This is a genomic window from Bradyrhizobium sp. UFLA06-24, from assembly GCF_054967145.1.
The window spans coordinates 69666-82807 of the sequence record NZ_JADFUE010000025.1; the positions used below are offsets into that span (position 1 = coordinate 69666).

General features: G+C 65.5%; 9 protein-coding genes. 4 read left to right on the forward strand and 5 right to left on the reverse strand.

Going from position 1 to position 13142, the window contains the following annotated elements:
* Nucleotides 1-107: 107 nt before the first annotated feature.
* The gene (locus IF809_RS20990) at nucleotides 108-1598 is read left to right on the forward strand and encodes an MFS transporter (protein WP_453979327.1); all 1491 of its coding nucleotides are present in this window, start codon (nucleotides 108-110) and stop codon (nucleotides 1596-1598) included.
* A gap of 4 nt (nucleotides 1599-1602) precedes the next feature.
* Here the strand turns inward: IF809_RS20990 and IF809_RS20995 are convergent, their stop codons facing one another.
* Nucleotides 1603-2280 (reverse strand): response regulator transcription factor, encoded by a 678-nt coding sequence (locus tag IF809_RS20995; protein WP_128966941.1) that lies wholly within the window; start codon nucleotides 2278-2280, stop codon nucleotides 1603-1605.
* Nucleotides 2255-4819, reverse strand: a complete 2565-nt coding sequence (locus IF809_RS21000; RefSeq protein ID WP_462838382.1) for an ATP-binding protein — start codon at nucleotides 4817-4819, stop codon at nucleotides 2255-2257. Before IF809_RS21000 ends, IF809_RS20995 begins: the two co-directional genes overlap by 26 nt.
* Nucleotides 4820-5225: 406 nt before the next feature.
* On the opposite strand from IF809_RS21000, the gene IF809_RS21005 reads away from it, so the two are divergent.
* Nucleotides 5226-6965 (forward strand): autotransporter family protein, encoded by a 1740-nt coding sequence (locus tag IF809_RS21005; RefSeq protein ID WP_462838383.1) that lies wholly within the window; start codon nucleotides 5226-5228, stop codon nucleotides 6963-6965.
* 245 nt (nucleotides 6966-7210) lie between these two features.
* Here IF809_RS21005 and IF809_RS21010 read toward each other — a convergent pair whose 3' ends face one another.
* Both IF809_RS21010 and IF809_RS21015 read right to left on the reverse strand, forming a co-directional pair.
* Entirely contained in the window at nucleotides 7211-7903 is a 693-nt protein-coding gene (locus IF809_RS21010) for an RlmE family RNA methyltransferase (RefSeq protein ID WP_453979330.1), read from the reverse strand.
* Between the two features lies 1 nt (nucleotide 7904).
* Nucleotides 7905-8978, reverse strand: a complete 1074-nt coding sequence (locus tag IF809_RS21015; protein WP_462838384.1) for a Ppx/GppA phosphatase family protein — start codon at nucleotides 8976-8978, stop codon at nucleotides 7905-7907.
* Between the two features lie 212 nt (nucleotides 8979-9190).
* On the opposite strand from IF809_RS21015, the gene IF809_RS21020 reads away from it, so the two are divergent.
* The gene (locus IF809_RS21020; RefSeq protein WP_462838385.1) at nucleotides 9191-11563 is read left to right on the forward strand and encodes a xanthine dehydrogenase family protein molybdopterin-binding subunit; all 2373 of its coding nucleotides are present in this window, start codon (nucleotides 9191-9193) and stop codon (nucleotides 11561-11563) included.
* A 168-nt stretch (nucleotides 11564-11731) separates the two neighbouring features.
* Here the strand turns inward: IF809_RS21020 and IF809_RS21025 are convergent, their stop codons facing one another.
* Nucleotides 11732-12532 (reverse strand): hypothetical protein, encoded by an 801-nt coding sequence (locus IF809_RS21025; protein WP_462838386.1) that lies wholly within the window; start codon nucleotides 12530-12532, stop codon nucleotides 11732-11734.
* A 105-nt stretch (nucleotides 12533-12637) separates the two neighbouring features.
* Between IF809_RS21025 and IF809_RS21030 the strand changes: the two genes are divergently transcribed.
* Complete coding sequence (locus IF809_RS21030; RefSeq protein WP_462838387.1) at nucleotides 12638-13141, forward strand: YaiI/YqxD family protein; 504 nt, start codon at nucleotides 12638-12640, stop codon at nucleotides 13139-13141.
* Nucleotide 13142: the final 1 nt, after the last annotated feature.

Consider the following 13142-nt stretch of genomic DNA (forward strand, 5'->3'; position numbering starts at 1 on the left):
AGCGCAAAATCTAGGTGCTATGCGCTGATCTGCAATGGTCCGACGCTAGCGGCGGTGATAAGCCGCAATCCTCGCCCTTTCCGCCCCATTTCCAGTACCAATCGCTCATGGTCGACAAGCAACGCATCATTCCGCTGATCGTGGCCACCGCCTTGTTCATGGAGAACATGGATTCGACCGTGATCGCCACCTCGCTGCCGGCGATCGCGGCCGACATCGGCACCAGCCCGTTGACGCTCAAGCTTGCGATCACTTCCTACCTCTTGTCGCTCGCGGTGTTCATTCCGGCGAGCGGCTGGACCGCGGACAGGTTCGGCGCGCGCATGGTGTTCGCGATCGCGGTCGGCGTGTTCATGATCGGCTCGGTCGGCTGCGCGCTGTCGGGCTCCGTCACCGACTTCGTGTTCGCGCGCATCCTGCAAGGCATGGGTGGGGCCATGATGACGCCGGTCGGGCGTCTCGTGCTGCTCCGCTCGGTCGACAAGAGCGCGCTGGTCAACGCCATGGCCTGGGTGACGGTCCCTGCCCTGATCGGTCCCGTGATCGGGCCGCCGCTTGGTGGCTTCATCACCACCTACGCGTCGTGGCACTGGATCTTCCTGATCAACATCCCGATCGGCCTGCTCGGCATCTTCATGGCGCTGCGCTTCATCGACCCCATCAAGAGCGAGACGCAGGAGAAGTTCGATCTCTACGGCATGATGCTCGCAGGCCTCGGGCTTGCCGGCATCGCATTCGGCCTCTCGGTCGCCGGCCTCAATCTCCTGCCCTGGAGCACGGTGGCGGCTCTCGTCCTCGGCGGGACGATCTCGATGACGCTGTATGTCCTGCATGCGCGCCGCACGGGCTCGCCGGTGCTGGACTTCTCGCTGCTGAAGCTTCCGACGCTGCGCGCGGCGGTGTTCGGCGGTTTCATGTTCCGGCTCGGCATCGGCGCGCTGCCCTTCCTGCTCCCGCTCCTGATGCAGATCGGCTTCGGGCTGTCGCCGTTCCATTCCGGCCTCGTCACCTTTGCTTCCTCGCTCGGCGCGATGGGCATGAAGACGCTGGCTGCACGCCTGATCCGCACCTTCGGTTTCCGTAATCTGATGACGGTGAACGCGATCGTCAGCGCGTTCTTCCTCGGCGTCTGCGCGCTGTTCACGGTGACGACGCCGCTTCTGATCATCATGGTGATCCTGGTGGTCGGCGGCTTCTTCCGCTCGCTCGAGTTCACCGCGATCAACACGGTGGCCTATGCCGACGTCGAGAGTCCGCAGATGAGCCGCGCCACGACCCTCGTCAGCGTCAACCAGCAGCTCGCAGTCTCCGCCGGCGTCGCGGTCGGCGCGGCTTGCGTCGAGACGACCATGTGGTTCAGCCATGTCGACGAGCTCAACGCCACGGTGTTCGCGCCCGCCTTCATCGTGGTGGCGCTGACCTCGGCGGCATCGAGCTGGTTCTTCTGGCAGATGCCCAGCGATGCCGGCCACGAGATCTCCGGCCGGAAGGCGGTGGAGATCGCAAGCCGCAAGGGGGCCGGCAAGGGTGCGGCCAAGGCCGCCGTCAAGACGGCGACCGAAGACACCCAGGACGTGCGGGACCAGCGGTTGGGGTAGAAGGCTACGACTGCTGCGGCACCAGGGCATACCCGACGCCGCGCACCGTCGTGATCGGCGCCGGCGCCCCGTCGAGCTGCATCTTGCGGCGCAGCCGCACGATCAGATTGTCGACCGTGTGCTCGCTGATCTCGCGAGGATCGCGGTTCGAGATCACGTCGAGCAGGAAATCACGGCTCAGCGGCTGCGTCATGTGAGACGCGAGCGCGACGAGGATGTTGAACTCCCCCGACGTCAACTTGACCATGCTTCCGTCGGGACGAAACAGTTCGCGGCGGACCGGATCGAGAATCCAGCCGTCAAAGGTGACGACCTTTTCCTTGGTCCGCCGCAAGACGCTGCGGATGCGGGCCAGGAGCGTGCGCAGATTGATCGGCTTGGAGACGTAGTCGTCCCCGCCTGCGTCGAGCCCAGAGAGCATGTCGGCTTCGGAATCCCGGCTGGTGACGAAGATCAGGCCGCATTGTTCGCCGAGCCGCAGCTCACGCGCCAACGCGATGCCGTCGGCATCCGGCAGATTGATGTCGAGCAGGACGATGTCGGGCCTCAGCGTGGCCAGACCGGCGCGCAGCTCCGCGCCGGTCGCCACGCCGTGAGCGGTCATACCCTCTCCGGTCAGGAACGAGGTCAGCATCAGCCGGATATCCGGCGCATCTTCAACCACGAGCACGCTGATCGACATCACTTTCCCCAAACTCACACGTGCCGGCCGCGCTTGCCGGCGCGCCACGCCCGCCAGCGCCCTGCTCTCTCAACACGAGATCGATCTGCCTGCGCAGCGCATTGACGGCGTCATCCCGGTCACGAAGCCCCGCGAGCACGGCGCGCCCGGCAATCATCGCGTCATCGGCGCTCGCTGCAAGCTCCGACATGCGCAGATTGGCTGCGCTTCCCTTGATGCGGTGGGCGATGCCCACGAGCTCCTTCGGAGTCAAATCGCTTCGCGCCAGCGCGCGGTCCAGCTCCGGCAGACTATCCGCAAACAGCTCCTGAAATTCGTCGATGCGGTCCCGCCCGAACACCTCCTCGAGCGTGAACGCGCCGTCGGCAGTTTCCGGCGCAAGGAATGCCTCGATCTTCCAGACGACCTCTTCCGGCGACAGCGTCGCTGCAATGACCAGATCGGCGCCCTCATCCAGCAGGCGAGCGCCCTCTTCAGGCGCAGAAGCGCCGATGACGAAGATGCGCTTGCCCTCGTGCTGGGCTCGCGAACGCAGCGCCTGAACCAAACCGGGCGGCGGGGCGACCGCGACGATCGCGGCGAACTCGCGCGCCGCCAGCATGGCACCGGCGGCATCGAACGAGCCGGCGGGAAAGACGCGAAACCCGAGATGCCGAAGCGGGTCGTGGATCGCCTTGCTGCCCTCGCCCACCACCAGGACGTCACTGCCGACGTTGAGAAGGGCGCCGGGCCCGGCGACGGGCCAGTGCCTGGTCGTCAGCGCGGCCTCGATCGTACGATGCAGAGCCGCAACGTCGATCGGCTTGGCCAGATGCCCGTCCATGCCGGCCGCACGACAGGCTTCGACATCTTCCGTCATGACGTTGGCGGTCAGGGCGACGATCGGAACCTGGCTTTGCGGCGAGGCCAGCGCGCGAATTCGCCGCGTGGCCTCCAGACCGTCGACATCGGGCATCTGCACGTCCATGAGCACGGCGTCAAAGCGCGCGCTGCGCACGAGCTCGATCGCCTGCTCACCCGACTTGACCAGCGCAGTCCTGTGGCCTGCCCGCTCCAGAATGCCACGCGCAACCTCGGCGTTGATCTTGATATCCTCGACCAGCAACAGGTTCAACGGCCTGACCGGCGGCAACGCCGTGTCCACCGCATCACGAGCAGGTGGACCATCGGCCGGCGGTAGCGGCAACGAGAACCGAAAGCGGCTGCCGCGCCCCGGCGTGCTCTCGGCTTCGATCTGTCCCTTCATGCCTTCGACGAGGCGCTTGCAAATCGCAAGGCCCAGGCCCGTGCCGCCGAAGCGCCGGCGGATCGAAGCGTCGCCCTGCTCGAACGATTGAAACAGGCGCGCCTGTTGTTCGGGCGCGATTCCGATGCCTGTATCCGAAACACAGAACGTGACGAGCATCTCGTCCTGCGATCCAGACGCGGTCACTTCGATGGTGACCCCGCCGCGGCTGGTGAATTTCAGGGCGTTGCCGATCAGGTTGAAGAGAATCTGTCGTAACCGCGACTGATCGCCAAGCACCCATCGCGGCAAAGCCGGCGCAAGCACGAGCTGGGGCGTCAGGCCTTTCTCATGGGCGCGCGGCGACATCAGGTTGACGATTTCGCGCAGAGCTTGCCGGACATCGAACGGTGCACGTTCGTAGATATCGGCCTGCCGCTCGAGCTTCGAGATGTCGAGGATATCGTCCAGGATCTTGAGCAGGCCTTGCGCCGAGGAGCGGATGGTCGACACGCGCCGCCGCTGGGCGAGCGACAACGGATCATCCAGCGCCAATTGCGCCATGCCGAGGATTCCGTTCATCGGCGTGCGGATCTCGTGGCTCATGACCGCCAGGAAGTCGGCCTTGACGCTCGCAGCGGCTTCTGCCGCATCCTTGGCTTCGCGCAGATCGAGGTTGACCTGCCGTTCGCGCGCGATGCGCAGATATTCCTCGCGCCGCAGCCGATTGAACTGCGTGCGTGCCACCGCGCCAACGACGTAGCCGACCAGCACGACCAGCATGATGATCGTCAGATCAAGCGAGCTTTCCGGATCGGGCCTGAGCACCGCCCAGAACACCAGGCTGATGATGGGCGCATAGGCGCTCATCAATGCGACCCAGCGAAATCGCCCGGGGATGCACAGGTTGAGCGCGATGGCGATCAACGGCAGCAACAATCCGCCGTGACGGGTCAGGCTCGGATGGTTGAAGACCAGCGCGTTGAGCGTGAAGAACGCAAACTGGTGCGCGTAGGTGACCGCGACGATGCGCGCATAGCGGCTCGTCCGCAGCACGGCGATCACCGCGGCAACGGCCGACAGCGCGATCAGGAGCCGGACCTCGCTGAAATAGGCCAGGCGCGGCCCGGTCAGCATCATGAAATCCAGCGGCACGAAGGACAGGCTTGCCGCCGTCTCGGCGAGAATGCACAGCAGAGACATGGCGCGGGCCGACTGCCAGACGCTCTCCGAGAACGCCTCCTCTGTCGCGCCGTCGCGGAATTCGCCGGTTGGCCCAATGAGCCCGCGAAGGTCGAATTCTACCGCGGACATTCCGGCCAATCTCCTCGCTCGCCAATCACGTCCATCCTTTGCAGGAGCGCCCCACGTTCGTCCAGAGCCAATTCCGCCAGGGCCCTCGCAGCGCACCTGCGATCAACCCTCGTTGATGGTGGTTTCCGAGACCTTACCGTACGAGACCCCTCGATCCCGGACACGTCCGATGTCGCGTCAATTATGGCGACCGACGTTTCGTCGGTGGCCCTGTTCGACGGTCCGTCGAGGACCGGCGGGAGGGACCGGGAGACGGGTTGGGGAGACGTATGATTTTCTCTGGTCGCGATACATTCGCGCGCGGCGGTTTGCGCCGATTGGCAACACGAATTGATCTCGCCAATTGGCGCTCTGCCTCAGCCGTTTCAAGGACGCGTTCTCGGCAGCGGCACGGACCATGGCATGCATGGCCGGGTTGCTCGTTCTCGCCCAGGCGATCGGCTTCGGCTCGGCTCTTGCGGCGACCACCTGTGCCGACATCAATGGCGGCGCCTTCAACGTGAGCGGCGCTGATCATCAATCCAGCACGGTGTCGCTGACCGCGGGCGACATCATCACGTTGAATTACACTTTCATCGTCGACACGACATTCTTTCACGGCATCGAACTCGGCGTCGGCGGACACTACGCCGACGGATCCGGCAGCGTCTCGGGTGCGCTGCACGTCACGGTGACCACAACGGGCACGCAGAGCTTCAGCTGGCGCTCGCTGAGCGAAGGCATCCCGTCGCAGATCGACGTCACGGTGGCCTGCACCGCCGCGGTCCTTCCCGGCCCCGTGGTGACCAGCGCCAGTCCGGCGTCGGGCCCCATCGCCGGCCAGCAAACGACGGTCGTCACCGGCCAGAACCTCACCGGCGCGACCTCAGTCAAGTTCGGCGGCGTCAACGTGCTCCGCTTCACCGTGTTGAGCGCGACGCAGATCTCGGTGGTGACGCCGCCGCATGCGGTGGGCGCAGTCGACGTCACGGTGACGACGCCGCTCGGCTCGGGCACGGGCACGGCGATCTATCGCTATGCCGCCCTGCCGGATCCGACCATGGATCCGACCGTGAAAGCGATGGTCGACTTTCAGGTCCACACCGTGCAGGTGATGGGTCAGCAACAGATGGACAACGTGCAGGACCGGCTGACCGAGTTGCACAATGACGAGGTGCCCCTGCTCAGCAACCGGGCCGCCTTCGCGCAGATGCCGGCCTCGCAGCGACAATACGGGCTGCCGACGGACCCTGCAGCGAATGCTGGCCCCGCATCCGATGCGACGTCGCCTCGTCAGACACCGAAAGATGGACAAGCCGCGCCGATGACAGCGGCCCCCGATTCGTCGCTGCGCTATTGGACCGCCGGCGCGCTGCAATTCGGCCGGGATACCACCTATGCCGACGCCAAATACAACGTGTCCTCATCCGGCATGACCGCTGGCGTCGACACGCGCCTCACCCGGAATGTGAAAGCCGGCGTCGCCGCCGGCTTCGGTATCGATCATGCGACGATCGGCAGCAACGGCTCGCGCATCGATGCCAATGTCTGGTCGGCGCAGGCCTATGCCAGCTACCGCGTGGCGCCGCTCTGGTTCATCGATGGTGTGCTCGGCTATGCGGCAGGCCGGCTCGCAAATTATCGTTACGACAGCACCGCCTTGGCGTTCGGCTCGGGCGAGCGGTCCGCCGGCGATCTGTTCGGCTCGCTGTCGATCAACCACGAGATCAAGGTCGATCGCTGGAAGATCGCGCCCTATGCCCGGCTCGACCTGCAATGGATCCGGCTCGACGGCTACGCCGAGACCGGTGCAGGCATCTACAATTTGACCTTCAACCGGACGTCGGCCGTCGATGCCGCGGGCGTACTCGGGACTAGGTTCAGCCAAGTGGCGGACACCTCGGCCGGCGCGCTCAAATCGACCCTCGAGCTCGCCTATCGCCACAGCTTCAGCGGCGCCTACACGCAGATCGCCTATTACAGTTTCGATGCTGCGACGACCTACGGCCTTTTCGGTCTGGCAGAGAAGCACGATCAGGCCCTGATCGGCCTCGGCCTCGAGCTGCAGGTAAACAAGTCGCTGAGCATCAGCGCCCGGTTCGACGAACTGATCGCGAACCAGGCGAGAAGCGAGCGCGGCCGCGCGCAAGTCAAGTTCGCTTTCTGACGACGCGCGTGAGCAGGGATTCCGGAGACCAAACATGATCGCGACAAGCAAGTCAGCCCGAGCAAGCTCAACGGCGCGACCAGCCCAAAACGAAACGGCCTGGCTCCTGGCCGTAGCCGCCGCCTTCCTGGTCGTTCACATCGTCGCCCTGACGATCTCGGAGCGCGCCTCCGCGAGCCGGACGGTCGCGGGACAATCGGCGATATCAGAACTATGCGACTAACACGCCGCGAAGAGCGAGGCGACTACGCCTCGCGGCTGGTACCGCCGCGAAACCCTGTCGCCAGCACGTAGCGCTCCGAGGAATCCTGCCGGCTTGCCGCAGGCTTGACGTGGCGCACGGTGGCGAAGTCGCGCTTGAGCTGGGCGAGCAGATCGGCATCGGCGCCGCTCTGGAACGTTTTGGCCAGGAACGTGCCGCCGGGCTTGAGCACGTCGCAAGCAAACGCCGCCGCCGTTTCGACCAAGCCGACGATGCGGAGCTGGTCGGTCTTGCGATGGCCCGTAGTGTTGGCGGCCATGTCGGACATGACCACGTCGGCACCGCCGCCCAGCATCGCGGTGAGTTTTGCCGGTGCGTCATTGTCCATGAAATCGAGCTGCGCGAAGTCGACGCCGGGAATCTCCGGCATCTCCAAGAGGTCAATCGCAACGACCTTGCCCTTGCCTTCCGTCGATCCGACGCGCTTGGCGGCGATCTGGCTCCAGCCGCCCGGCGCGGCGCCGAGATCGACCACCGCCATGCCAGGCTTCAGCAGCCGAAACTTGTCGTCGATCTCCAGGAGCTTGAATGCCGCGCGCGAGCGATAGCCGGCCGCCTTAGCCTTGGCGACATAGGGATCGTTGAGCTGCCGCTCCAGCCACAGCTTCGAGGACAGCTTGCGCTTGCCGCCGGTCTTGACCTGGACGTGCAAGCGGCCGGTGGTGTCTTTCGCCATCTCACCAGCTCCCGAGTGCGCCGTCCTCGCGCATCATCTCGACCAGCATGCCCTCGCGCAGGCCGCGGTCGGCGACGCGCAAGCGCGGCAGCGGAAACGCGCGCCTGATCGCGTCGAGGATGGCGCAGCCGGCCAGCACGAGATCGGCGCGCTCGACGCTGATGCAGCTGTTGTTCGCGCGCTCCTCATAGCTCATGCCGAGCAGCTTGTTGATGGTCGCGGTGATGTCGACATCGTTCATCCAGATGCTGTCGATGCGGCGGCGATCGTAGCGCGCCAGATTGAGATGGATGCCGGCGAGCGTCGTCACCGTCCCGGACGTGCCGAGCAGATGCATGTCGGTCAGATCGCGGCCGTGCTGCTCCGCGAAGGGCGCGACATGGCTGGCGACCTCCCGCTCCATCGCGGCATAGATGTCCGGCGTCACGTCACGGCCGCCGAACTGCTCGGCCAGCGTGACCACACCGTACGGGATCGACATCCAAGCCTTGATGCGCGGCTCCGGATTTTGCGTGTCGCGCTCGATCCGCACCAGCTCGGTCGAGCCGCCGCCGATATCGAACAAGATGGCGCCGCGCCCCTTGGGGTCGACCAGCGGCGAGCAGCCGAGCATGGCGAGCGAGGCTTCCGTTTCGCGGTCGATCACCTCGAGCTCGATGCCGGTCTCGGCCGCGACGCGGCTGCGGAAATCTTCCGCATTCGAGGCCGCGCGGCAGGCTTCGGTCGCGATCAGCCGCAGCCGCTTCGCCTTGCGCAGGTTGATCTTGTCGCGGCAGATGCTGAGCGCGGCGATGGCGCGATCGATCGCGGCCTCGCTGATGTTCCCTGTGGCCGAGACGCCCTCGCCGAGCCGGATGATGCGCGAGAAGGAATCGACCACGCGAAAGCCGTCGCTCGTCGGACAGGCGATCAGCAGCCGGCAATTGTTGGTGCCGAGGTCGAGCGCCGCATAGACGCCGGTTCCCGACGCCTGCACGGGGACGGCAGGCCCGGTGGCCAACGCCACCGCCGCCATCGACCCCTCCAGCTCACCGTGCGGCCCATGGCCGTCGCGGAGCCGCGTGTGGTCATTCATACAAACTGTCTTTCCGAGGCCGCTGGGGCCGGTCAGGAATTGCTTTTTCGCCTGAAACATTAGCAGCGCGGCAGGCCTGCGCAACAACGCATCACATGGGACCATGCCCATTCGTGCGTTGTCGTGAACGGGTCCGTGGGCTATCTCAAGCGGGTCCGGCCCTCCAGGCGCCCCGCGAAATCGCGCAATTGCCGGCTTTTCAGGTCGATTCCATGCAAGAACACACTAAATCGTCCACGCTCGAAAACGCTATTGCACTGCAAAAATATGGCGTCGGGCAACCGGTCCGCCGCAAGGAGGACGACACGCTGGTGCGGGGCAAAGGCCGCTACACCGACGATTATAACCTGCCAGGCCAGGCCTACGCCGTGATCGTCCGCTCGACGCATGCCCATGGCGTGATCCGCGGCATCAGTGTCGACGCCGCCAAGGCGATGCCGGGCGTGCTGGGGGTCTGGACCGGCAAGAACCTCGATGCCGCCGGCTATGGCCCCTTCACCTGCGGCCTTCCGCTGAAGAGCCGCGACGGCTCGCCCCTGTTCCAGACCAACCGCCAGCCGCTGGCGACCGACAAGGTCCGGTTCGTCGGCGATCCCGTCGCCTTCGTGGTCGCCGAGACGCTGGCCCAGGCACGCGATGCCGGTGAAGCGGTCGAGCTCGACATCGAGCCGCTGCCGGCGGTGACCGACCCAGTGGAAGCCGCCAAGCCCGGCGCGCCGCAGCTTTACGACCACATCCCGAACAATGTCGCGCTCGACTATCACTATGGCGACACGGACAAGGTCAACGCGGCCTTTGCCAGCGCCGCCCATGTCACCAGGATCGACATCGAGAACACCCGCGTCGCCGTGGTGTCGATGGAGCCGCGCGTCGGGCTCGCCTCCTATGACAAGAAGACCGAGCGCTACACCATCCAGATGCCGACGCAGGGCGTCGCGGGCAACCGCGCCAACCTCGCCAAGAACCTGAAGGTGCCGAACGAGAAGGTGCGCATCCTCACCGCCAATGTCGGCGGCTCCTTCGGCATGAAGAACGTCAACTATCCCGAATACATGTGCATCCTGTACGCGGCGAAGGCGCTGGGCCGCCCGGTGAAGTGGCTGGACGAGCGTTCGACCAGCTTCCTCTCCGACAGCCACGGCCGTGCGCAGAAGATCCACGCCGAGCTCGCGCTCGACGCCGAGGGGCATTTCCTCGCGGCCAGGCTGTCCGGCTACGGCAATCTCGGCGCCTACATTACCGGCGTTGCGCCGAGCCCGCTCTCGCTCAATACCGGCAAGAACTTCTCCAGCGTTTACCGCACGCCGCTGATGGCGGTCGACATCAAGACGGTGCTGACCAATACAACGCTGATGGGCGCCTATCGTGGCGCCGGCCGACCCGAGGCGAACTATTACATGGAGCGGCTGATCGACCGCGCCGCAGACGAGATGGGCATCAACCGCCTGACGTTGCGCAAGCGCAACTTCATCAAGCCGAACCAGATGCCGTTCGCGGCCTCCTCCGGCGTCACCTATGACAGCGGCGACTTCCAGGCCGTTTTCAACAAGGCGCTCGAGATCTCCGACCACGAGAACTTCGTCAAGCGCAAGAAGGAGAGCAAGAAGGCCGGCAAGCTGCGCGGCATCGCGGTCGGCTCGTACCTGGAGGTCACCGCGCCGCCGAGCCCCGAACTCGGCAAGATCGTGTTCGACCCTGACGGCACCGTGCAGCTGATCACCGGCACGCTCGATTACGGTCAGGGCCACGCCACACCGTTCGCGCAGGTGCTGTGCGCGCAGCTCGGCATTCCCTTCGAAAGCGTCAAGCTGGTGCAGGGAGACAGCGACATCGTCCACGCCGGCAACGGCACCGGCGGCTCGCGGTCGATCACCGCGAGCGGCATGGCGATCGTCGAGGCTTCCAAGCTCGTGATCGAGAAGGGCAAGCGCGCCGCGGCGCATATGCTGGAGGCGTCCGAGGCCGATATCGAATTCGCAGGCGGCAGCTTCACGATTGCCGGTACCGACCGCAGCATCGACATCATGGAGCTCGCCAAGAAGCTCCATGATGGCAAGGTGCCGGACGGCGTGCCTGACTCACTCGACGTCGACCACACCAGCGAACCGGTACCGTCAGCGTTCCCGAACGGCTGCCACGTCGCCGAGGTCGAGATCGATCCTGAGACCGGAGTGGTGGAGATCGTGCGTTATAGCGCGGTCAACGACTTCGGCACGGTGATCAACCCGATGCTGGTCGCGGGTCAGCTCCATGGCGGCGTCGTGCAGGGCATCGGCCAGGCACTGATGGAGCACATCCGCTACGACGAGAGCGGCCAGCCGATCACGGGCTCGCTGATGGATTACGCCCTGCCGCGCGCGGGCGACGTGCCCAATATGACAGTCGGCGACCACCCGGTGCCGGCCACGACCAACCCGCTTGGCAGCAAGGGCTGCGGCGAAGCCGGCTGCGCCGGCAGCCTGTCGACGGTGGTGAACGCGGTGCTCGATGCGCTCTCCGAATATGGCGTCAAGCACATCGACATGCCGCTGACCCCGGAGCGCGTGTGGCGGGCGATCCAGGATGCGAAGAGGAAGGCAGCTTAATCGGCGCGCTTCTGCCTCCACAACAACGCTGTCATCGCCCGGCTCGACCGGGCGATCAGTACTCCGAGACGGTCGTGATTGACTGAGAGGCTGCGGCTTACTGGATGCCCCGCCTTCGCGGGGCATGACGGCATCTTTGGGACCGCGAGCTTGCCTCCAGGCTGGCGCCTACGCCGCCGCTTGCTCTCGCGGCTGATAGATCGCCGTGTGCTGGCAATGTGCGATCGGCGTCGTGCCGTTGGCGACGACCAGCGCGTCGAGTTCGACGAAGCGGTGGCCTTTCTTCTCGTAGTTCGCGACGACTTTCGCGCGCGCAGTAATCTCGTCCCCGATGCGGACGGCGGACAAAAGCTGCATGCGGCTGCCGACGTGGATCCATGGGCCGAGAATGCTGTTGTCGACCAGCACGCGGTTCATCACGCGTTGGATCAGGCCGGGATGGCCTAGTCCTTCGCGCGCGAAAATCGGATCGGTCTCCCTGATATCGGCGAGATAATTAGTTGCCGCCTGCCCGGCCCAGCGGCGCGGCGCCGTGCCGAGCCATTTGCCGACCTGGAAGATTTCAGGGCTGACCGGTTTGCGCTCGGCCGCCGCGGGCACCGCGACATAGTCGCTCAGCGAAACCGCCGGAGCGACCGCCGGCAGCGACGCAGTCCCCGTGGCGCAAAGCTCGGTGCGACTGAACACCTCGATCGTCAGTAGCCCATTGTGCTCGGTCGCATCCACATCGGCCGCCTCGCCGTCATAGACCGGCTTGATGAAGCGGGCCTCGACCAACCCGCGGGAGAGGAAATCACGACCCCAGCGGGCGACCGGCACGTGCATCATGTAGGCGAAGACGTCGACGCCGGGGACCAACCCGCCTTCAAATCCGAAGCGGCGTGCCACCGTGTCGTCATGCATCTTGTTCTCGGACTGCTTGGCGGTGTTGTAGGCCTCGACACGCCAGGTTTGGAGCCGGCTCGGCATGGGATCATCTTCCCTATTCTCGTGGTTTCGGACCCGATCGTAGGCCCCGGGGAACACGGGTCAATCCCCTCGCCTTTGCGGCCCGAATGGGGTACCACGCCGCCAATGACCGACACTCCCATCCGCATCTATGTCGACGCCGACGCCTGCCCGGTGAAGGACGAAATCTACCGCGTCGCGCTCCGCCACGGCGTGCCCGTGAGCGTCGTCGCCGGCAATTTCATCCGCGTGCCACAGGATCCGCTGATCGAGCGTATCGCCGCCGGCTCCGGGATGGACGCCGCCGACGACTGGATCGCCGAGCGGGCGAGGCCCGGCGACGTGGTCGTCACGTCGGACATTCCGCTGGCAAGCCGCTGCGTGAAAGCGGGCGCGGAGGTGATCGCACCGAACGGCAAGCCGTTCACCGAAGAATCGATCGGCATGACGTTGGCGGTCCGCAATCTGATGACCGATCTGCGCTCGGCCGGCGAAGTCACCGGTGGTCCCCGCTCGTTCTCGCCGCGCGACCGCTCCGCCTTTTTCTCGGCGCTCGACCAGACGCTGCGCCGGATCCAGCGCCGCCGCGCCGATCAGGCCGCCACGAGCCAGAATTTGAGTCAAGGCTAGT

What these genes read in the sequence shown, in the direction of transcription:
- IF809_RS21030 (WP_462838387.1), top strand. Translation starts at nt 12,638, where the DNA reads ATGACCGACACTCCCATCCGCATCTATGTCGACGCCGACGCCTGCCCG.
- IF809_RS20990 (WP_453979327.1), top strand. Translation starts at nt 108, where the DNA reads ATGGTCGACAAGCAACGCATCATTCCGCTGATCGTGGCCACCGCCTTG.
- IF809_RS21020 (WP_462838385.1), top strand. Translation starts at nt 9,191, where the DNA reads ATGCAAGAACACACTAAATCGTCCACGCTCGAAAACGCTATTGCACTG.
- IF809_RS21010 (WP_453979330.1), bottom strand. Translation starts at nt 7,903, where the DNA reads ATGGCGAAAGACACCACCGGCCGCTTGCACGTCCAGGTCAAGACCGGC.
- IF809_RS20995 (WP_128966941.1), bottom strand. Translation starts at nt 2,280, where the DNA reads ATGTCGATCAGCGTGCTCGTGGTTGAAGATGCGCCGGATATCCGGCTG.
- IF809_RS21005 (WP_462838383.1), top strand. Translation starts at nt 5,226, where the DNA reads ATGGCCGGGTTGCTCGTTCTCGCCCAGGCGATCGGCTTCGGCTCGGCT.
- IF809_RS21015 (WP_462838384.1), bottom strand. Translation starts at nt 8,978, where the DNA reads ATGAATGACCACACGCGGCTCCGCGACGGCCATGGGCCGCACGGTGAG.
- IF809_RS21000 (WP_462838382.1), bottom strand. Translation starts at nt 4,819, where the DNA reads ATGTCCGCGGTAGAATTCGACCTTCGCGGGCTCATTGGGCCAACCGGC.
- IF809_RS21025 (WP_462838386.1), bottom strand. Translation starts at nt 12,532, where the DNA reads ATGCCGAGCCGGCTCCAAACCTGGCGTGTCGAGGCCTACAACACCGCC.